General features: G+C 65.8%; 17 protein-coding genes. 8 read left to right on the forward strand and 9 right to left on the reverse strand.

Going from position 1 to position 19,128, the window contains the following annotated elements; translation table 11 throughout:
* Positions 1–93 precede the first annotated feature (93 nt).
* Both ACQPZ2_RS18080 and ACQPZ2_RS18085 read left to right on the forward strand, forming a co-directional pair.
* On the forward strand, positions 94–1,725 hold the full coding sequence (locus ACQPZ2_RS18080; RefSeq protein ID WP_040691953.1) for an ABC-F family ATP-binding cassette domain-containing protein: 1,632 nt from the start codon (positions 94–96) through the stop codon (positions 1,723–1,725).
* 153 nt (positions 1,726–1,878) lie between these two features.
* A complete protein-coding gene (locus ACQPZ2_RS18085; protein ID WP_063043281.1) occupies positions 1,879–2,112 on the forward strand; it encodes a helix-turn-helix domain-containing protein in 234 nt (77 codons plus the stop codon).
* Between the two features lie 66 nt (positions 2,113–2,178).
* Here ACQPZ2_RS18085 and ACQPZ2_RS18090 read toward each other — a convergent pair whose 3' ends face one another.
* From ACQPZ2_RS18090 to ACQPZ2_RS18105, 4 genes are all read right to left on the reverse strand, one after another.
* Positions 2,179–3,141, reverse strand: a complete 963-nt coding sequence (locus ACQPZ2_RS18090; RefSeq protein WP_433526602.1) for a hypothetical protein — start codon at positions 3,139–3,141, stop codon at positions 2,179–2,181.
* Between the two features lie 12 nt (positions 3,142–3,153).
* Positions 3,154–3,612, reverse strand: a complete 459-nt coding sequence (locus ACQPZ2_RS18095) for a hypothetical protein (RefSeq protein WP_433526603.1) — start codon at positions 3,610–3,612, stop codon at positions 3,154–3,156.
* 273 nt (positions 3,613–3,885) lie between these two features.
* Positions 3,886–4,302, reverse strand: coding sequence for an acyl-CoA thioesterase (locus tag ACQPZ2_RS18100; protein WP_433526604.1), 417 nt, complete (start codon positions 4,300–4,302; stop codon positions 3,886–3,888).
* Positions 4,303–4,426: 124 nt separating this feature from the next.
* Entirely contained in the window at positions 4,427–4,849 is a 423-nt protein-coding gene (locus tag ACQPZ2_RS18105; RefSeq protein WP_433527455.1) for a cupin domain-containing protein, read from the reverse strand.
* A 149-nt stretch (positions 4,850–4,998) separates the two neighbouring features.
* Here ACQPZ2_RS18105 and ACQPZ2_RS18110 point away from each other — a divergent pair, with 149 nt between their 5' ends.
* Together ACQPZ2_RS18110 and ACQPZ2_RS18115 are read left to right on the forward strand one after the other, a co-directional pair.
* Positions 4,999–5,508 (forward strand): MarR family winged helix-turn-helix transcriptional regulator, encoded by a 510-nt coding sequence (locus ACQPZ2_RS18110; RefSeq protein WP_433526605.1) that lies wholly within the window; start codon positions 4,999–5,001, stop codon positions 5,506–5,508.
* A gap of 50 nt (positions 5,509–5,558) precedes the next feature.
* A complete protein-coding gene (locus ACQPZ2_RS18115; RefSeq protein ID WP_063043287.1) occupies positions 5,559–6,350 on the forward strand; it encodes a hypothetical protein in 792 nt (263 codons plus the stop codon).
* An 81-nt stretch (positions 6,351–6,431) separates the two neighbouring features.
* On the opposite strand, the gene ACQPZ2_RS18120 is transcribed toward ACQPZ2_RS18115, so the two are convergent.
* The gene (locus tag ACQPZ2_RS18120; protein WP_433526606.1) at positions 6,432–7,250 is read right to left on the reverse strand and encodes an SDR family oxidoreductase; all 819 of its coding nucleotides are present in this window, start codon (positions 7,248–7,250) and stop codon (positions 6,432–6,434) included.
* A gap of 42 nt (positions 7,251–7,292) precedes the next feature.
* Positions 7,293–9,857: a cytochrome P450 gene (locus tag ACQPZ2_RS18125; protein ID WP_433526607.1), complete on the reverse strand. Its 2,565-nt coding sequence runs from the start codon at positions 9,855–9,857 to the stop codon at positions 7,293–7,295.
* A 98-nt stretch (positions 9,858–9,955) separates the two neighbouring features.
* Here ACQPZ2_RS18125 and ACQPZ2_RS18130 point away from each other — a divergent pair, with 98 nt between their 5' ends.
* Positions 9,956–11,233 (forward strand): glycosyltransferase, encoded by a 1,278-nt coding sequence (locus ACQPZ2_RS18130; RefSeq protein WP_433526608.1) that lies wholly within the window; start codon positions 9,956–9,958, stop codon positions 11,231–11,233.
* 26 nt (positions 11,234–11,259) lie between these two features.
* Positions 11,260–11,988: an ABC transporter permease gene (locus ACQPZ2_RS18135; RefSeq protein WP_433527456.1), complete on the forward strand. Its 729-nt coding sequence runs from the start codon at positions 11,260–11,262 to the stop codon at positions 11,986–11,988.
* Between the two features lie 75 nt (positions 11,989–12,063).
* Here ACQPZ2_RS18135 and ACQPZ2_RS18140 read toward each other — a convergent pair whose 3' ends face one another.
* The 3 genes from ACQPZ2_RS18140 to ACQPZ2_RS18150 all read right to left on the reverse strand — a co-directional run bounded on the left by ACQPZ2_RS18140 (position 12,064) and on the right by ACQPZ2_RS18150 (position 16,423).
* Positions 12,064–12,855, reverse strand: a complete 792-nt coding sequence (locus ACQPZ2_RS18140) for an SDR family NAD(P)-dependent oxidoreductase (RefSeq protein WP_433526609.1) — start codon at positions 12,853–12,855, stop codon at positions 12,064–12,066.
* 100 nt (positions 12,856–12,955) lie between these two features.
* Positions 12,956–13,522, reverse strand: coding sequence for a TetR/AcrR family transcriptional regulator (locus tag ACQPZ2_RS18145; RefSeq protein WP_040691943.1), 567 nt, complete (start codon positions 13,520–13,522; stop codon positions 12,956–12,958).
* Positions 13,523–13,618: 96 nt separating this feature from the next.
* Positions 13,619–16,423 carry an aconitate hydratase gene (locus tag ACQPZ2_RS18150; protein ID WP_433527457.1) on the reverse strand — a complete coding sequence of 935 codons (2,805 nt, stop codon included), beginning with the start codon at positions 16,421–16,423 and terminating at the stop codon, positions 13,619–13,621.
* Between the two features lie 298 nt (positions 16,424–16,721).
* Between ACQPZ2_RS18150 and ACQPZ2_RS18155 the strand changes: the two genes are divergently transcribed.
* Positions 16,722–17,345 carry an Rv1476 family membrane protein gene (locus ACQPZ2_RS18155; protein WP_433526610.1) on the forward strand — a complete coding sequence of 208 codons (624 nt, stop codon included), beginning with the start codon at positions 16,722–16,724 and terminating at the stop codon, positions 17,343–17,345.
* 265 nt (positions 17,346–17,610) lie between these two features.
* Positions 17,611–19,038, forward strand: a complete 1,428-nt coding sequence (locus tag ACQPZ2_RS18160; RefSeq protein ID WP_433526611.1) for an NlpC/P60 family protein — start codon at positions 17,611–17,613, stop codon at positions 19,036–19,038.
* The last annotated feature ends 90 nt before the right edge of the window (positions 19,039–19,128 follow it).

The following is a 19,128-nucleotide window of genomic DNA, read 5'->3' on the forward strand; positions in this document are numbered from 1 at the left end:
CCGGAGCCAGGTAAAATCGGTGGTTCTTGTGCGGTTTCGCGTCGCACAATCGAACAGCAACCGGTCAGCACCACGTACCCGTAGGAGAAGCCTGTGATCACCGCGACGGACCTGGAGGTCCGGGCCGGAGTCCGCACCCTGCTGTCGGCCCCCGGGCCTGCGCTGCGGGTGCAGGCCGGCGACCGGATCGGACTGGTCGGACGCAATGGCGCGGGCAAGACGACCACGCTGCGCATTCTGGCGGGCGAGGGTGAGCCCTACGCCGGAAAGATTCTGCGCTCCAGCGATATCGGCTATCTCCCGCAGGATCCGCGCGAGGGCAATCTGGACGTACTCGCCCGCGATCGTGTGCTCTCCGCACGCGGCCTGGACACCCTGCTGCGCGATATGGAGAAGCAGCAGGCGCTGATGGCCGAGGTGGTCGATGATGCCGAACGCGAGAAGGCGGTGCGCAAGTACGGTCGGCTGGAGGAACGCTTCTCGGCGCTCGGCGGCTACGTGGCCGAGAGTGAAGCGGCGCGCATCTGCAATAGCCTCGGCCTGCCCGATCGGGTACTCGGCCAGGCGCTGCGCACGCTCTCCGGTGGTCAGCGCCGCCGAATCGAGTTGGCGCGCATCCTGTTCGCGGCCTCCGACGGCAGCGGTGGGCGCTCGGACACCATCCTGCTGCTCGACGAGCCGACCAACCACCTCGACGCCGACTCCATCACCTGGCTGCGCGGCTTCCTGCAGAACCACGACGGCGGTCTGATCGTGATCAGCCACGATGTCGAATTGCTCGGCGATGTGGTGAACAAGGTCTGGTTCCTGGACGCGGTGCGCGGTGAGGCCGACGTCTACAACATGGGCTGGCAGAAATATCTGGACGCGCGTGCCACCGATGAACAGCGCCGCCGCCGCGAACGCGCCAATGCCGAGAAGAAGGCGAGCGCCCTGCGCGCCCAGGCCGCCAAACTCGGCGCCAAGGCCACGAAAGCCACTGCGGCACAGAACATGGCCAAGCGCGCGGACCGCTTGATGGCCGAACTCGACGAGGTGCGGGTGGCCGACAAGGTCGCGCGGATCAAATTCCCCGAACCCGCCACCTGCGGTAAGACCCCGCTGATGGCCGAGAACCTGACCAAGGTCTACGGCTCGCTGGAAATCTTCACCGGCGTCGATCTTGCCATCGACCGCGGCAGCCGCGTCGTAGTGCTCGGTCTCAACGGCGCGGGCAAGACCACCCTGCTGCGCCTGCTCGCCGGGGTGGAGACGCCGACGGCGGGAGGTCTCGTGCCCGGTCATGGGCTCAAAGTCGGCTACTTCGCCCAGGAGCACGACACCCTCGACGATCAGGCCACGGTGTGGGAGAACATCCGCCATGCCGCGCCGGATGCGGGGGAGCAGGAGCTGCGCGGACTGCTCGGCGCGTTCATGTTCTCCGGACCGCAGCTGGAGCAGCCCGCAGGCACCCTCTCCGGCGGTGAGAAGACCCGTCTCGCGCTGGCGGGGCTGGTCTCCTCGGCGGCCAATGTGCTGCTGCTGGACGAGCCGACCAACAACTTGGACCCGATCTCGCGCGAACAGGTCCTCGACGCGTTGCGCACCTACGCGGGCGCGGTGGTCCTGGTGACCCACGACCCTGGCGCGGCCGAGGCACTGTCCCCGGAACGGGTGATCTTGCTGCCGGACGGCCAGGAAGACCACTGGTCTGCGGAATATTTGGAACTGATTCAGCTGGCCTGATCCGGGGTGATCCGGCCGGAGTTTCGTTGCGGGCGGTGGGTTTTCGGTTCCCCGGGATCGGATCTCCGGTGATTTTCATCACAAAGACCCGTTGATCACAGCTTCCCAGTTGTCTAGCCTGGAAAGACGCGGCTCGGCGACTCGGAGGAAGCCATGAGCGACAGGCCCACACAAGTCAAGGCCACACTGGGTAAGGGCACACGCGTCACGGGGAAATCACGAGACCGTTTGCAAACCCAGCTGAAGAAGCAGTACGAGGCGGGTGCCAGCATTCGATCGCTGGCCCGGTCGACCGGCCGCTCCTACGGCTTCATCCACAACGTGCTGGTGGAGTCGCACGTGCAGCTCCGCAGTCGTGGCGGTGCGAACCGCCGCAAGAGCCAGTAGCGTTCCTGGATCTGGATGCCGGTGTCGGCGAATGGATTTCGCCGACACCGAGCGAGATCCTGCGCGCTAATAGCCGGGCACCGCGCCGTCGCCGTTGACCAGCAGGTTGGCGAGGCTGCGGAACATCGGCAGGCCCGTCTTGATCTCCAGATACGCGAACTGGCCCTGTGGGTTGACCTCGAGGAAGTAGTACTCGCCGTCGAGGCCGAGGCGTAGATCCAGCACGCCGAAGCTCAGGCCGAGTGCGCCCATCAGCGTGGCCAGCGATTTGCTGACCGAGGCGGGCAGATGCTCCGGTACGAAGTCGACAGTGGTGTCCAGTCGGGAATCGACCCGGCCGACCCCGGACTGCGAGTCGATGCGCACCGCCCATTCGACGCCGTCCATCCACACCACACGCAGATCGCACCGTGCCTCGACGTAGTCCTGGAACGTGGTCGGCGCGGAGCGTATGCCCGCGAGGCGGCCGAAGTCGGCCTTGGTAATCAATCGGGTTTCGGCGAATTCGGCGCGCCCGGTGCCGGTTCGCTTGTAAACCACCGAGCCCGAACGTGATTCGACGAAGCTGCGCGCCTCGTCCGGATCGTTGGTGATGAGCGTTTCCGGGATCACGAAACCGGCTCGCCGTGCGGTCTCCAACTGTACGATTTTGCGGCTCGCGGTGCGATCGGCACCGGGATCGTTGACCCAGTACGCCGGTATCGACCACAGCAGACCCTGGATGAAGCCATCGCATTCGGCTTGGCGGTAGGCGTCATCCGAGGCGCGCACGCCGGCCGGGACCTGTGCGGGATGCGGTCTGCGCCACCAGACCGAGCGGACGTCGTCGAGTCCGATCACATGCGACAGCGAACGCGTGGTGCCGTGCCGATCGAGCCGGAAACTTCCGGATTCGCGCGGGAAGTCGCGCAGGTCGAGGTGAATAGGGCTGAGCCCGTGGTGTTCTCGCAACGTCGCCGCCATCGCGGTCCCGTGCAGATCATCGGATTCGGAGACGATGAGGACCGAACCTGTCCGGCGCGCCGCCATGCGCAGTTCCGTTCAGTCGAGACTGTCGCAGTTTATGCCGTCGTCGCTTGTCGCGAGCGATTTGGTTTGGCAGTAGGTGAAGGTCGCTCCGCTGGTGCCCGGGCAATCGGCGAGTTGCAGGCTGTCGGCCCAGGATGCGGTGAGTTGTTGCAGCGCTTCATCTCCCAGTGCCGCGGAGGGTTCCTCGGCCAGTGTCATGGGCCGGTCGACGAGGTCGATGCGCAGGCGGCGGGTGAAATCGGCGGTGGCGCCGGGACGGATATCCATCAGCACCGGACGGCCCTCGCGCTCGGTGGTCGCGCTGTCGGTCCAGTCGAGGACCCGAAGTACATCGTCGCGGCGGAAGGTCCAGGTGCCTTCGGTCACTCTGACTGTGAAATCTCGTTCCGACTCGGCCACCAGCAGTCCCTGCAACGCGGGGACGCGGTCACCCGCCGGCCCGGTGCCGGGGAGGTGGATTGCGTCGGTCATAGTGAGCTCTCCGATCTGCTCGCGATTTGCCAGGACCCCCGAGCGGGAACTGGATCATATCGCGCAAGGGGTCTCGCACGGTCCGTATCGCGAGATTTCACCGCCGCTGGCAAACTAGATTTCGGATCGGGATGCGCTAGCGCCGAAAGATTTTCGGTGTGCGGCCGAATAGGCTCTGGCAATCATTGAGCTACTTCTGAACGGTTCTGCGCGATCGATATTGCCCAGGATTGGCGGCTGTGCATCCGTTGGCGCGGATCTGCCCGCCGCGGTTCAGAGTCCGAGCAGATCCGGTTGTTCGGCGATGGCGCGCAAGCGTTCGCCGGGATCGGTGACCAGTTTGCGTGCGGTGAGATCCATGATGCCGAGTACCACCTCGACCTCTGCTGTGACAGTACCGTCGATCTTGCGCATCTCCTGGCGGATTCGGAAGATCTTGCCGCCGTCCCACTGGAATTCGCAGGTGACCGCGACCTCGTCGCCGCCGCGCAGTTCGCGCCGATACTTGATATTGGTTTCCAGCACGACCGGGCCGATGCCGCCGGAGATCAGCTTGTCGCCGCCGATTCCGGCCGCCCGCAGCAGTTCCCAGCGGGCGTGCTCGGCGTACTGCAGATACACGGCCTGATTCAGATGGCCGAGGGTATCGAGTTCATAGCCGCGGACGACGACGGGAACGCTGAAGGTCATAGCCGGTCGAACCCTCGCGCGCGCGAGGATTGTTCCCGTTTCCGGCTGATGGCTGCGCCACAGTCGGTAGGCGGCGCGCATACCCCGTCGTCATTCATCCGCATCCGTTGTTCCGGGGCGAACGTCACTGCCGGTTCGCGTTGCGCTCGGCCCACCATTCGGGCGACTCGACGAACCAGTTGTCGTATTCCTCCTGCGATGCCGCCAGTTCTTCGAAGGTGGCCTCGCCCTTGACCAGCCGGTCGAGCAGGCGGAAGTAGCCGAAGCGCTCCACCGCGGGCATCAGGGCGATCAGGATCCGCGCGGAGCTGTCCGGCGCGGCGCCGAAGGCGTGCGGCATCAGCTTGGGGACGACGATCGACCCGCCCGCTCCGACAGTGACGATCTTGTCCCCGGCCAGTACCTGCAGTTCACCGTCGGCGACGTAGAACAACTCGTCCGACTTGGTGTGGTAGTGCGGTGCCGCGCCGTCTGCGCCCTTGGCCATATCGACCTCCAGGTGGCTGACCGCGCCGCCCGCTTCGTTCGAGTCGATGAGCAGGCGCATGGTGACCGAGGGGGTCACCAGGGTCTCGGCATCCTGCGGCTGGCGGATGGCGAAGGTGCGATCGGTGGTGGCGTTCATGATGCTCTCCGATTGATTCGGTGATTGATAATTCGCTACCGAACTATATAGCAGCGAATAGAATCTTGTCCATGGGTGAGATCGAACGGGATCCGGTGGATGCGATCGTCGAGCAGTGGCGGCGGGAGCGGCCGGACCTCGAGTTGGAGGCGATGGGCGTGATCGGGCGGCTGGGTCGGCTGCTCGTGGTCGCGCAGCGGGATATCGAGGCGGTCTTCAGCGCGCACGGGCTGCAGCGCGGCGAGTTCGATGTGCTTGCCGCACTGCGTCGTTCGGGTGAGCCGTTCGAATTGAACCCGTCGGTGCTGGCCGACACGCTGATGCTGTCACGCGCCGGAATGACCGGTCGGCTCGACCGTCTGGAGTCGGCGGGGTTGGTCCGTCGCATCGCGGACGCGGCGGATCGCCGCGCCATCAGGGTGGCGCTCACCGAGGCGGGTCGCACGCTGATCGACAAGGTCGTCACCGCGCATACCGAGAACGAAACCAGGATGTTGTCGGTGCTTTCGGCGAAGGATCGCCGCGACCTGGATCGGATCGCCCGGATACTGCTCGGCAGCCTCGAGGGTGGCCCGAAATAGGGTAGTTCGCTACTCGGGTGCTGGGCTGGTCATGGGTTCACCATGGGGTGATGATCGACATCATCACCCTCCGCGGCACGGGTGAACCGCGGAATACCAATGGGACGCCCGCCGGCATGCTGCGCGATGTCACGAAACTGCTCGATCCCGGCCGTTTCACCGCCTTCGAGCCGGATTGGCCCGCCTCGGTCGGGCCGAGCCCGGATCTGTGGGGCCCTTCGCTGGATACCTCGATCCGGCTCGGTGTCGCGGCGGGCGTGCGGGCCATTCAGGACTCGCCGAATGTCTGCGGGCTGCTGAGCTATTCGCTCGGAAGTATCTGTGCGAGCAAGATTCTGGAGGGAGTGCGGTCGGGTAAGTACAAGAACACCGACGGCTCGCCCCTGGAAATCGCCTTCGCCGTCAATATCGCGAACCCGCTGCGCAAACGCGGCCAGTCGGTCGGCAATCTATGTCCGGCAACGACTTTCGGCCTGCACGGGGAACGCGGCGCCTGGCCCGCGCTCGATGTCAAGGAGTATGCGAATCCGGGCGATATCATCACCGCGTCGCCGGGCGACTCGCCGTTGCGGGTCATCGATGTCGGCATCTCGCCGTTCTCGTTCGTCGAAGGCGCCCGCATCGGAAATGTGGCCCCGATGATCTTCGCCGAATTGCTGCGGTTCCTGATGACCGATCCGATCGGCAATCTCGATCGCTATGCGGCCGCGGTCAACGGTGTCATCGGCTATCTGACGCCGTGGCCGGACGGTCAGCACGTTCTCTACTCCGGACACAATATGCCCGGCACGAATGTCCTGTGGACGACCCATGCCGCCGACTATCTGAACGCCAACTACTGACCCGCCTCGGGCGGCTTCCGCCGGGGATGGGTCCACCATCATCTCCACTTTCCCCGGCGGCGGCGCACCAGAGGTGGCGGCTCAATCTCCCTGTGCGGCAGCGGAGATGGGCTGCCACTCGCGCCAGAGCGCCAGACGGGATTCGTAATCCGCGGTGGCGATGGTCAGCGGGACCTCGCCGAGGAAAATGCGCAGCGGCGGCTCGGGCGCATCGACGACCGCGAGGATGGCGGCGCTGGTGGCGGCCGGATCGCCCTGGCTTACCGCCGAGCGTTGGGCGGCTCGGGCCGCCCTGGCCGTATCGTAGGCCGGGAGCGGGGTGGCATGCTGCGCCGAGGGGCCGCCCCAGTCGGTGCCGAATCCGCCCGGTTCGATCAGGGTGACGTGAATGCCGAAGGGGGCGACCTCCTGAGCGAGCGCTTGGGAGAAGCCCTCCAGCGCCCACTTCGACGCGTGGTACGCACCGAGATTCTGGAAGGCGGAGATGCCGCCGATGCTCGATACCTGGATGATGTGACCGCTGCCCTGGGCCCGCAGGATCGGCAGTGCCGCCTGGGTGACCCACAGTGCGCCGAAGACGTTGGTTTCCAATTGGGCGCGGAACTCGTCCTCGCTGAGTTCCTCGATCATGCCGAACTGACCGTAGCCGGCATTGTTGATCACGATATCGAGTCGCCCGAATCGTTCGGCGGCCTGCTGTACCGCGGCGAAATCGCCGTCCCGGTCGGTGACGTCCAACCGCAGCGGAAGGAATGTGTCCGGATACTTGGCGACGAGATCGTCGAGTGTGCTGGTATCGCGGGCCGTGCCGGCCACTCGATCGCCGCGCTCCAATGCGGCGAGTGCCCATTCACGGCCGAATCCTCGTGAGACTCCGGTGATGAACCAAACTTTGGTCATGTGACCCACGCTAGTGACCTGGAGTGCACTCCAAGCAAGTATTTATCGCGGTCGCAGCGTAACCGGCAGCGCTGAGGGAGACAGGACGAAGTCTCGATTGGAGGCGCGCACCGTGTAGTTCGGGTCGGGTGTCGGGCGCCAGCGGGCGAGCAGCGCGGCGGCGGCGAGGCCGATCTCGATCATGGCGAAATGGTCGCCGAGGCAGCGGCGACGGCCGACGCCGAACGAGAGGTTGGCCTTCTTGTCGATATCGGCTGCGCGCTCGGGCGACCAGCGATCCGGGTCGAATGCTTCCGGATCGGCGTAGTAGCGCTTGTTGTGCTGAACCAGATAGGGGGAGAACATGATTGCCGTGCCGTCCGGAACGGTGAGTCCGCCGATGGTGACGTCGCCGTCGGCGGTGCCCGCGCTGATCCACGGGCCCCAAAACCGAAGTGTCTCTGCCACAACCTGTTTCAGATAGGGAAGTGCGCCGAGATGATCGGCGCGGACCGGGCCCGTTCCGACGACTGAATCGAGTTCGGCATACAACCGCTCGGCGATGTGCGGGCGACGCATGACCTCGTGCCAGAGCCAGCCGGTCAGCGATGCCATCGAGCCGACGCCACCGGCCAGCATGAGGATCGCTTCGTCGATGATGTGCTCATCGGACAGCGTCGCGCCGGTCTCGCTGTCGGTGTGCCGGATGAGCGCCGAGACCACATCGTTGAAATCCTCGTCGCGGCGGCGGTATTCGGCGATGACAGCGCCGATGGCCGCGCGCAGGTGGCGAGCCTTGGTACGCCAGCGCCAGTTCGAGATGAGCCGCAGTCGGCGCACCTGCGGGGGCAGCGCGGTGCGCAGAATGACCTGACTGAGCAGCCATGGGACGCTGTCCCGGATCTCGCGACGTGCGTGATCGCTGAACTCGGCGGTGAACAGCGTCGAGGAGACCGTGTCGAGAATCAGGCCGTGCGCCTCGTCCATGAGATTCACGCGTCCGCCCGAAGGCAGTCTTGCCGACCAGGTTTCGGCGATATCGGCCGCCGAACGCGTGTATTCGGTGAGCCGGCTCTGCCGCAGCGCGGGCGAGATCATGCGCCGCCGCAGCTTGTGTTCTTCACCGCGCAGAACATTGACGGATCCGCCCGCGACATCCTCGATGGCCTCCCGCAGATCGTCCCGATTGAGTTCGGCATCGCCGAGCCCGACCTCGCGGACGAGATCAGGTGTGGTGAGCAGATATCCGGTTTTCTGGCCGAACCGCAGGCGCACGATCGGGCCGAGATCGGCCAGCGCGGTGACGAAGCCCGGAGCGTCGCGCAGGGCCTGCAGACTGTGGCCGACCAGTGGCAATCCACCAGGCGCGGTTGGTACTTCCGAAAGTGATTGCGGCATGACCAGTTCCGGGCTGCGCGCGGACTCGGCCCTGGCCTGTCGATAGAATTCGAGCACGGTACCGATGTGCTGTGACTGGCGCACCGAGTCGCTGTATTTGCCTAGAATCTGGCGCATTTCCGCGAGCACGGAGCGATCGGCGTTCAGCTCGGCGACGGTGCCGGCGATCGCGACCGGCGACGGATCGGCGGTGCGAATGCCGCCCCCGGCAGGCACCGACTCGTCGAGATCGGGATCGCAGTAGATGATCGGCAGGCCGACCGCCACTGCCTCCAACAGGACCATGCCCTGCGTGTCGAAACCGTTGGAGGGGAACAGCAGTGCGTCGCCTTCGGACATGGCAGCGAGACATTCGGCCTGAGTGGCCCTGCCGTGCAAGCGGATTCGGTCCGCGAGCCGATTCTCGGTGATGACAGCGGCCGCCTGGGCCTGCAGGTCACCGTCGCCATAGATGTCGAGTGTGCAGTCGTCGAGATGCCGCACTGCCTCGATCGCGGCGAGCAGCCGCTTCTCGGCCGACAGCCGCCCGCACCAGATCAGCCGCAATGGCGCGTCGATCGCGCGTTCGACAACCGGTGTGCCGCCGAGGTTTTCGACGAGCTCGTCATCGACACCGTTGGATACCACCCGAAGCGGCCGGGTCAGACCGTGGGCGAGCAGTTGGTCGGCGAAATGCTGGGTCGGCGCGATGACCCGATCCGCGGCCTGGGCCTGACCGACGATCGTCCACCAGGCATGGCGCGCCGCACGGCTTTCGGCGCGGTGCGGCATGTGCTGATCGTGCGGTACGAACCGGCCGTGCAGGGCGCGCAGGGCCAAGGCCGCCGGATAGGGTGCGGGCGAGGTGTTCTCGATGAACGCGTCGTCGCGGCTCTGGGCCGTGTGGATCAGCGGAATCCGGTGTCGCCGTGCGGCTTTCATGCCAGCGATGGCGACACCGTAGGTGGTGTGGGTATGTACGAGGTCGATCGGGCCGCGCGCGGCGAAGGTGGCGTCGATGAGTTCGGCATTGTGCTTGGTCGGCAGCACAACTGGGAATCCGTTCACCGCGAGACCACTGGCGGCGCGCAGCGGCACCACATTTGGGAGCCGGTCGGCGCCCGGCTGCGGCGCGACGAACAGGGTGACGCGGTGACCTGCGCGTTCGAGTCCTCGGCACAGTGAAGCGACCGCGGTCTGGACTCCACCGAGGGTGGCCGGGTGGTAGTCCATGAACATCGCTATGTGCACAATGGCACTGTACTGACACATCGCCGCCGTGCGGAGCCCTTAATTCTGTGGAATATCCGGTCGGCGTTGTCAGGGGACCCGATACCGAAAGAGCAGCCGTGAAAATAGCGATTCCGCTCACCGGAACCCGCGGTGATGTCCAGCCCGTCGTGGCGCTGGGACTCGAGCTGCGCCGTCGCGGCCATGATGTGCTGCTCGGGGCGCCGCCGAATCTGGTCGAATTCGCCACGGCCACCGGGCTTGCCGCGGTCGCCTGTGGACCGGATGTGCAACAGCTCTACAGTTCGGACGCCGGGCAGCGGGCGCTGGCTGCGGGCAACACCTTGCGGCTCATGCAATTGGTAGCCCGGCAGATGGCCGATTATGCCCAGCAGATGAATCGAGAAGTCATCGACGTTTGCACGGGTGCGGATCTGATCGTGGCGAGCACCGTCACCGAGGATCGGGCGAGTTCGGTTGCGGAGGCAATGGGGGTTCCACTGGTCAGCCTGCATTATTTCCCCTGCCGGAGTAATGGCGCATATCCGTTTCCAGGTGCGCTTCCGCCCCGCTGGAATCCGCCTGCGGCCGTGAATCGTGCGACGTGGGCGGTGGCGGAGAATCTGCGCCGGGTGGTGTTCATGCGTTATCTGAATGATCTACGCGCGACGCTCGGGCTGCCGAAGTCGCGGGCGAGCACCGCAGCGGTATTGGCGCGTGCGCATGTTCCCGAGGTGCAGATCTACGATCCGGCGTTGGTTCCCGGACTGCCCGAACAATGGGATGAGCGCAGGCCGTTCACCGGATTTCTGACGCTCGATCACGCTGCCCGCGAGGCCGTCGGTGATCTGGCCGGCGACCACGCGGGCATTCTGTCGTGGATCGAGGCGGGGGAGCCGCCGGTGTTCTTCGGGTTCGGCAGTATGCCCATTCGGGATACGGCCTCGGTGCTGGCGATGGTTGTCGAGGTGTCTGCTCGTTTGGGTGTGCGTGCTTTGGTCAGCGCGGGATGGAGTGATCTGGATATCGCCGATGCGCAGGCAGGGCCGAATGTGAAAGTTGTCGGTCCGTTCGCGCACGATCTGGTGTTTCCGTACTGTGCCGCGGCGGTGCATCACGGCGGTATCGGGACGCTGTTCGAGAGTCTGCGCGCCGGATTGCCGACGCTGGTGTGCTCGGTGTCGTTCGAACAGCCGATGTGGGGCGGGCAGGTCGAGCGACTCGGTGTGGGTGCGCATCTGCCGTTCACGCGACTGAGCGAAGCTCGGCTGGAACAAGGCGTCGCGTCGCTGCTGACGCCCGAACGCCGCTCCCGCGCATCGGAATTCGTGAAGACGCTGGGCACCGAGGACGCCGCTGCCCGCACGGCCGACATCATCGAAGCCGCCGCCCGGTGACCGACGTCTTCGCAGACACCCTGGTCATGTTCCGCCGCTGTGCCCGGCACACCCTGCGCAGCCGCGACACCCTGATCATTTCGCTGCTCATGCCGATTCTGGTGATGTTGTTGTTCACCTACGTCTTCGGCGGCGCCATCGATGTCGGCGGACCTTATCTCGACTATGTGGTGCCCGGAATCATGTTGCTGTGCACGGGTTTCGGCTCATCGATCACCGCCACCGCCGTCTCCACCGATATGACCGGGGGCAGCATCGACCGCTTCCGCACCCTGCCGATGTTCCGTCAGGCTGTGCTCGCCGGCCACGTCGCCGAGGGCGTTGTCCGCAATCTCGCGGCCATCGCGATCGCGGTCGCGGTGGCACTCGCACTCGGCTACCGTCCCCAGGCGGGCCCACTCGGCTGGCTGGCGGCCCTCGCAGTAATCATCCTGTTCGTCACCGCCATCTCCTGGATCGCCGTCGCCCTCGGCCTGGTCGCCAAGAATCCGGAAGCCGCCGGCGGCCTCACCTACGCCATCATGTTCATCCCCTACATCAGCAGCGCCTTCGTCCAAACCACCACCATGCCTCACTGGCTGCGCGGCTTCGCCGACTACCAACCCGCCACCCCCGTCATCGAAACCGTGCGCGGACTCCTGAACTCTTTCGACACCGGTCACAACGCCCCCCTCGCCCTCCTCTGGTGCGCCATGCTCGGCACCCTCGGATTCACCGGCGCCAGCATCGTATTCGGTCGCTTGTCGCACCACTGACCGGCTCGTATGCGCAGCCGACGAAGATCGAGGCGACGGTGTATTGCGGGAATGCGTCGCATCCCGTCGTAGGGCTCAACGCATATTGCGGTGACCAGCGGCTAGTTCGGTCATTACCTTGTCGGCGCCGAAGAGACGCTGGACGCGGCTCGAGAGATTGGGGGCGATCAGGGCCAATGTCGCGCCGAGGCGGACCGGGAGGGGGGCCACGTCGGTTTCGGCGATGTTCCGTTCGATCGCTCGGACCACGGCGTTCGCGACGTCTTCCGGGCTTCGGGTGCCGACGCCGGGTGGTACGGCCGCGCCGGATTTGACGAACATGCCCGCGTCCCTGACGAATCCGGGGTAGATCGAGGAGACACCGATACCGCGGCTCTGCAGGTCGGCGCGCAAGGCCAAGGCGAAGCCGCGCAGTCCGAATTTGGTCGCGTTGTACATCGCCGCCTTGCCGGACGCGGCCTTGCCGGACAGGGAGTTGATGAAGACCAGGTGTCCTTTGCCGCGTTCGGCCATCTGCGCACCGGCGAGGCGGGCAAGCACGATGGGGGCGCGCAGATTGACCTCCAGCGCCCGATCGATCTCGGTCGGCGAATAGTCGAGCAGGTCGCCAGAACCGGGCAATGCGGCATTGGCGACGACGACATCGAGGTCACCGGCCTCCTCGAGCAGCTTCTCGGCACCACCGGGCACGGCGAGGTCCGCGACCACCGCCCGCGCGCCGAACCGGGTCGCGACCTGGTCGAGTGCTTCGGCTCGCCGTCCGGACAGCACTACGTTCGCGCCCCGGGCGGTGACCGCGGCGGCGATCGCGACCCCGATCCCGCCCGTCGCGCCGGTGATAAGGACTCGTGCTCCGTTCAGTTCCATGTCGACGATTATTGTCGAGATTCCGCATTCCGTGACGCATCCGTGGTTGCCCGGTGTCGTCGTGACCTGGATGGTCCGCGCGGGGGATGCAGCGGCTGACTCACTCCTTGCGGCGGACCGATGCTTCTACGAGATCCAGTACGGCGGAAAGGTTTTCGTTGGTGTGGCCGGAGGCTATGCGGGCGATCAGTCCGTCCAGCACCAGATCCAGGTAGCCGAGGAGCACGTCGGTCGGGACGTCGTCGCGGAGGGCGCCTGCGGCCTTGCGGCGTTCCAGGCGGGCGAGGGTGGCGGCGGTCAGTTCGGCGGAGCGCTGGGTCCAGCTGGCGCGGAATTCCGGATCGGTGCGCAGGCGGCGCGCGATCTCCAGACGGGTTCCGAGCCAATTGAATTGTTCCGGGTGGGCGAGCATATCGCGCATAACCTGTACCAGACCCTGATTGGCCGCGACATCGGCCATGCGGTCGGCATCTTCTTGGGCCAGCGCGAGGAACAGGGCGTCCTTGTCCCGGAAGTGGTGGAAGATCGCGCCGCGAGACAGGCCGATGGCCTCTTCCAGGCGGCGCACGGTCGCGCCGTCGTACCCGTACTCGGCGAAACAGGCCCGCGCCCCGTCCAGAATCTGACTACGCCGGGCGGCGAGGTGATCATCACTGACTTTGGGCATTTCGGCGGGCTCCTCCGAGCGAAGCGGGCAATGCGATGTGAAGAGGTCCGCGCACCGCGGGTAATGCGGTGCGCGGACCTACTACAGCACAGTCGTTCAGCCGCGAATCATGTTGCGCAGCACGTACTGCAGGATGCCACCGTTGCGGTAGTAGTCGGCCTCACCGGGGGTGTCGATCCGGACCACCGCGTCGAAGGTGACGACATCACCGTTCTCCTTGGTAGCGGTGACCTTCAGGGTCTTCGGAGTCGCACCCTCGTTCAGCTTGGTGATGCCCTCGATATCGAAGGTCTCGGTGCCGTCCAGCTTCAGCGACGCGGCCGACTCACCGGCCGGGAACTGCAGCGGAATGACGCCCATACCAATGAGGTTCGAGCGGTGGATGCGCTCGAAGGACTCGGTGATGACGGCCTTCACACCCAGCAGCGAGGTGCCCTTGGCGGCCCAGTCACGCGAGGAGCCCGAACCGTACTCCTTACCGCCGAGCACGACCAGCGGAATGCCTGCGGCCTGGTAGTTCTGCGAGGCGTCGTAGATGAACGCCTGCGGGCCGCCGTCCTGGGTGAAGTCGCGGGTGTAACCGCCCGAGACATCGTCGAGCAGCTGGTTGCGCAGCCGGATGTTGGCGAAGGTGCCGCGGATCATCACCTCGTGGTTACCGCGACGCGAGCCGTAGGAGTTGTAATCCTTGCGCTCGACGCCGTTGGCCTCCAGGTACTGCGCGGCCGGGGTGCCCGGCTTGATGTTGCCCGCGGGGGAGATGTGGTCGGTGGTGACCGAGTCGCCCAGCAGTGCGAGCACGCGCGCGCCCTTGATGTCGGTGACCGGCTCCGGCGTCTGCGGCATGCCCTCGAAGTACGGAGGCTTGCGGACGTAGGTCGACTCCTCGGCCCAGTCGAAGGTCTTGCCCTCCGGGGTCGGCAGCGAACGCCAGCGCTCGTCGCCCTTGAAGACGTCCTTGTAGTCCTCGAGGAACATGTCGCGGGAGATGACCCGGTCGATGGTGTCCTGGATTTCCTGCGGCGAGGGCCAGATGTCCTTCAGGAACACATCGTTGCCGTCGGTGTCCTTGCCGAGCGCGTCGTTCTCGAAGTCGAAGTCCATGGTGCCCGCGAGCGCGTAGGCGATGACCAGCGGCGGGGAGGCCAGGTAGTTCATCTTCACGTCGGGGGAGATGCGGCCCTCGAAGTTGCGGTTACCGGAAAGCACCGCGGTGACGGTCAAGTCGTTGTCGTTGACCGCCTTGGAGATTTCCTCCGGCAGCGGACCGGTGTTGCCGATGCAGGTGGCGCAGCCGAACGCGACCAGGTTGAAGCCCAGCTTGTCCAGGTACGGCCACAGGCCGGCCTTCTCGTAGTAGCCGTTGACGACCTGCGAACCCGGGGCCATCGAGGTCTTCACCCACGGCTTGCGGGTCAGGCCCTTGTCCACCGCGTTGCGAGCCAGCAGGGCCGCGCCCAGCATGACCGACGGGTTGGAGGTGTTGGTGCAGGAGGTGATCGAGGCGACCACGACCGCGCCGTGGTCCAGCACGAAGTCGCCGTACTCCTCGGTGGAGACCTTGACCGGCTTGGACGGGCGGCCCACCGCACCGTTCGCGGCCGACGGCAGCACCGCGTCGTCCTCGGCGAAGGAAAGCACCGCCGGATCGCTGGCCGGGAAGGACTCCTCGATGGCTTCGTCCAGGTGGGTGTGCGGGGTGGTGGCGGCCGGACCGGTCTCCGCGTCGCTCGTGTAGTTGTGGATGTCCTTGCGGAAGGCGGTCTTGCTCTCCGACAGCAGGATTCGGTCCTGCGGACGCTTCGGACCGGCGATGGACGGCACCACGGTGCTCAGGTCCAGCTCCAGGTACTCCGAGTAGGCGGGCTCCTTGTCGGCGTCGTGCCAGAGGCCCTGTTCCTTGGCGTAGGCCTCGACCAGCGCGACCTGCTCATCGGAGCGACCGGTCAGCTTCAGGTAGTCGACGGTCACCTCGTCGATCGGGAAGATCGCTGCGGTGGAACCGAATTCGGGGCTCATATTGCCCAGGGTGGCGCGGTTGGCCAGCGGCACCTCGGAGACGCCCTTGCCGTAGAACTCGACGAACTTGCCGACCACACCGTGCTTGCGCAGCATATCGGTGACGGTGAGCACCACATCGGTGGCGGTGACGCCCGGGTTGATCTCACCGGTCAGCTTGAAGCCGACGACGCGCGGGATGAGCATGGAGACCGGCTGGCCCAGCATGGCCGCCTCGGCCTCGATACCGCCGACGCCCCAACCCAATACGCCGAGGCCGTTGACCATCGTGGTGTGCGAGTCGGTGCCGACGCAGGTGTCCGGGTAGGCCTGGCCGTTGCGGACCATGACGACGCGCGCCAGGTGCTCGATATTGACCTGGTGCACGATGCCGGTGCTCGGCGGGACGACCTTGAAATCGTCGAAAGCCGTTTGGCCCCAACGCAGGAACTGGTAGCGCTCACCGTTGCGCTGGTATTCGATGTCGACGTTGCGCTCGAAGGCGTCCTCACGGCCGAATACGTCGATGATGACGGAGTGGTCGATGACCATCTCGGCGGGGGCGAGCGGGTTGACCTTGTCCGGGTCGCCGCCGAGGGTGGCGACGGCCTCGCGCATGGTGGCCAGGTCGACGATGCAGGGCACACCGGTGAAGTCCTGCATGATCACGCGGGCCGGGGTGAACTGGATCTCGGTGTTCGGCTGAGCCGACGGATCCCAGCTCGCGATGGCGCGGATGTGATCGGCGGTGATGTTGGCGCCGTCCTCGGTGCGGAGCAGATTCTCCGCGAGGACCTTCAGTGCGTAGGGGAGTTTTTCGGTGCCGGGCACGGCCGAGAGACGGAAGATCTCGTAGGAGTTGCTTCCGACCTCGAGGGTGCCCTTGGCGCCGAAAGTATCGATACTTGTCGTCACGTCAGCTCCACTCGTCTGTGAGGGTGGCCGCGGGCGGGGCTGTGCCCGCGGCTGGTTTTTTCGAGCGACTTGCAGGCAGTCGCTACGGTTACGTGTTCGGAGGGTCCCAGCGCTGGAACGTACTGGCTCCTCGCGGCTTCGAGCCTAACAGTACGCTTGTCCTGTGAAACGCGCGGGTGCCGTTGAACGCGCCGTCCGAAGGTGAGCCGACACTCCGTCGCGTACTGTGCTTTCGAGTTGTTCGGAGTGACCGGTGGGCCTGCACCGGTTCACCCTGCAGTGTTGGATGCCCGTCGCCTCGCATGCCGATGCGGCTCGACAGACCGGATGGAAGATGACCGTCTCGCACACCTCGGTGTTCATGCCCATGCGCGCCGAACTCCCCCCTGGTATCGACGAAAAGACGTTGACCCAGATCAAGGAGGATGTGGTCGACAATCATGTGGCCACGCCGAAGGGGAGGGATCAGGACGCACTCGAGGCGGTCGTCGCCGATGCTCGCGCCCACGGCATCGAGCTCAGCATCGTGGTGATTCCCGGTAATCCAGGCCACGACTCCAATCTACGTGACCTGGCCACCGAGGTCGGCAAGACCGAACACGGAACCGTCGCGGTGTTCAGCGACGACTGGGTCGGCACCTACAGCGATTCGATCAGCCGGGTGAAGCTGGAGCGGGCTGAGGACCTTTCCAAGAGCACTCAGGGGCATTCGGCGCAGGCGGCGCAGCTTTTCGTTGATCAGCTGGAGCGTCCGGAGACGTTCTCCTGGACCGCGATCACCAGTGTGTTGCTTGTCGGCACGTTGGCGGTGGTCGGCGGCCTCTACTGGGTGAAGTCTCGCCGTTCTGCCGGGCGGGCTGTGTCGGTAGGGGTTTCGGGTCCCGGCGACGACAGGGATCTCACCTCGTAGCGAGCATCCGCTCAGTTACTTTTCCTATCGGTCGGTTTGTTTTTGCCGACCGAATCCTCGCGCCTGTGCGGCTATTTCTCGGCAACGACCAAATTACGCGGCTGTAGTTCTGTTGCCAGAGTTTCTTTGGTGAATGATGTGTCGTACGGTTCGAATGATGACTGATGGGGAAAGAGTGTTCAGAGAGCTATCTGTGCACCACTGAGTGTGATGGTTCGCAGGGGGCTCGTGAGGTTAAGCCTGGTCGGGTCCTTTGGGAGGTGCGATGCGCAACAACGGCGTTGCCGGTTCTCGGCGTCCGCTGTGGGTCGCTCTGGGGTTGCTGGTCACTGCCGCTGTGCTCGTCACGGCCGGACCGGTCGCAGCGGTGCCGCCTGCCCCGCCCAACCCGAGCGATAGCCAGATCGCCGACGCCGGAGCGCAAGTCGACGCCAGAGTGACCGAGGTCGGCGCGCTGATCAACCAGGTCGCGGTGACGGATCAGAAGCTGCGGGAACTCGACGGCGCGATCGCTCAGAGGCGCGAAGAGGTGAACAAGGCCCTCGTCGATCTGCAGGATGCCCGCGACGCCGCCGACGCGGCTGTCGCCGCGGTGGTGCAGACCCAGCGCGAACTGAGCGACGCCGGAACCCAGGTCGACCAGGCCAGACGCAACTTCGACCAGTTCGCGGTGCAGGCGTACACCCGGCCCGCCGCGACCTCGATGGTCACCTATCTGTCCTCGGCCACCCCGGATGTCGCCCTCAGCCGCGCCCAGGTGTTCACGCTGGTATCGAAGAATCAGCAGTCGGTGCTCGACTCGCTGCGTCGCGCCCAGATCGAACAGGGCAATAGGAATGCCAGTGCGCGCCAAGCGAAGTCGGCCGCCGACGCGGCCGCCGCGGTGGCCGAGCAGAAGAAGACCGACGCCGAGAACGCCGTCGCCGCCGTGCAGGCCGAACAGGATCAGCAGGCGGCGCAGCGGGAGGGCCTACTCCGCGAGCGCGCGGTGGCGCAGGGCCGCCTCGACCAGGCACGCGCGAATGTGGCCGGGCTGCAAGGGCAACGTGAGGCCTATCTGTCCTGGGACGAACAGCGCAAGGCCGAGGAGGCCGCCATCCGCGCGGCTGCCGCGGCCGCCGCCGCACGTGCGGCCCAGGACCAGGCCGCCAGAGATCGCGCGGCACAGGCGGGCGCGGGTAAGCGGCCGCATATCCAATTGGAGGATTCGCCGCCGCCACGCCAGACCCGCCCGCGCGCCACCGGGCCGACCATGCCGTCCATCGGCGGCTCCGAGGCGATCGAAACCGTGGTCGATCGGGCCATGTCGCAGCTGGGCGTCGTCTATGCGTGGGGCGGTGGCGACGAGGACGGGCCGACCCTCGGCATTCGCGACGGCGGTGTCGCCGACAGCTACGGCGATTACAACAAGGTCGGCTTCGACTGCTCGGGTCTCATGATCTACGCCTTCGCCGGTATCGGCGTCTCACTGCCGCACTACAGCGGCTATCAATACAACGCGGGCACCAGAGTGCCCGTCGCCGAGCGCAGCCGTGGCGACATGTTGTTCTGGGGGCCGAACGGCAGCGAACATGTTGCGCTCTACCTCGGAAACGGCAAGATGGTCGAGGCGCCGCAATCCGGCGAGGTGGTACGGGTGTCTCCGGTGCGCGAGGGCGGCATCATGCCGTACGCGGTGCGGATCGTCTCGTAACCCCTAGGCTCGTCTGGTAACCCCAGGCTGGGCCGCACTCCGCGAACCCGACCGTGAACCTGTTGATTTGCCGTGATCTCGGGTCCGGTT

It is taken from the genome of Nocardia pseudovaccinii, from assembly GCF_050942345.1.
In the GTDB taxonomy this organism is placed as follows: Bacteria; Actinomycetota; Actinomycetes; order Mycobacteriales; family Mycobacteriaceae; genus Nocardia; species Nocardia pseudovaccinii.

Excerpts from the sequence above, each read along its gene's own strand:
- ACQPZ2_RS18085 (WP_063043281.1), top strand. The coding sequence starts at position 1,879 with ATGAGCGACAGGCCCACACAAGTCAAGGCCACACTGGGTAAGGGCACA.
- ACQPZ2_RS18110 (WP_433526605.1), top strand. The coding sequence starts at position 4,999 with ATGGGTGAGATCGAACGGGATCCGGTGGATGCGATCGTCGAGCAGTGG.
- ACQPZ2_RS18155 (WP_433526610.1), top strand. The coding sequence starts at position 16,722 with ATGCCCGTCGCCTCGCATGCCGATGCGGCTCGACAGACCGGATGGAAG.
- ACQPZ2_RS18160 (WP_433526611.1), top strand. The coding sequence starts at position 17,611 with ATGCGCAACAACGGCGTTGCCGGTTCTCGGCGTCCGCTGTGGGTCGCT.
- ACQPZ2_RS18145 (WP_040691943.1), bottom strand. The coding sequence starts at position 13,522 with ATGCCCAAAGTCAGTGATGATCACCTCGCCGCCCGGCGTAGTCAGATT.
- ACQPZ2_RS18105 (WP_433527455.1), bottom strand. The coding sequence starts at position 4,849 with ATGCGCCTGCTCATCGACTCGAACGAAGCGGGCGGCGCGGTCAGCCAC.
- ACQPZ2_RS18135 (WP_433527456.1), top strand. The coding sequence starts at position 11,260 with ATGTTCCGCCGCTGTGCCCGGCACACCCTGCGCAGCCGCGACACCCTG.
- ACQPZ2_RS18120 (WP_433526606.1), bottom strand. The coding sequence starts at position 7,250 with ATGACCAAAGTTTGGTTCATCACCGGAGTCTCACGAGGATTCGGCCGT.
- ACQPZ2_RS18090 (WP_433526602.1), bottom strand. The coding sequence starts at position 3,141 with ATGGCGGCGCGCCGGACAGGTTCGGTCCTCATCGTCTCCGAATCCGAT.
- ACQPZ2_RS18095 (WP_433526603.1), bottom strand. The coding sequence starts at position 3,612 with ATGACCGACGCAATCCACCTCCCCGGCACCGGGCCGGCGGGTGACCGC.
- ACQPZ2_RS18140 (WP_433526609.1), bottom strand. The coding sequence starts at position 12,855 with ATGGAACTGAACGGAGCACGAGTCCTTATCACCGGCGCGACGGGCGGG.
- ACQPZ2_RS18115 (WP_063043287.1), top strand. The coding sequence starts at position 5,559 with ATGATCGACATCATCACCCTCCGCGGCACGGGTGAACCGCGGAATACC.
- ACQPZ2_RS18100 (WP_433526604.1), bottom strand. The coding sequence starts at position 4,302 with ATGACCTTCAGCGTTCCCGTCGTCGTCCGCGGCTATGAACTCGATACC.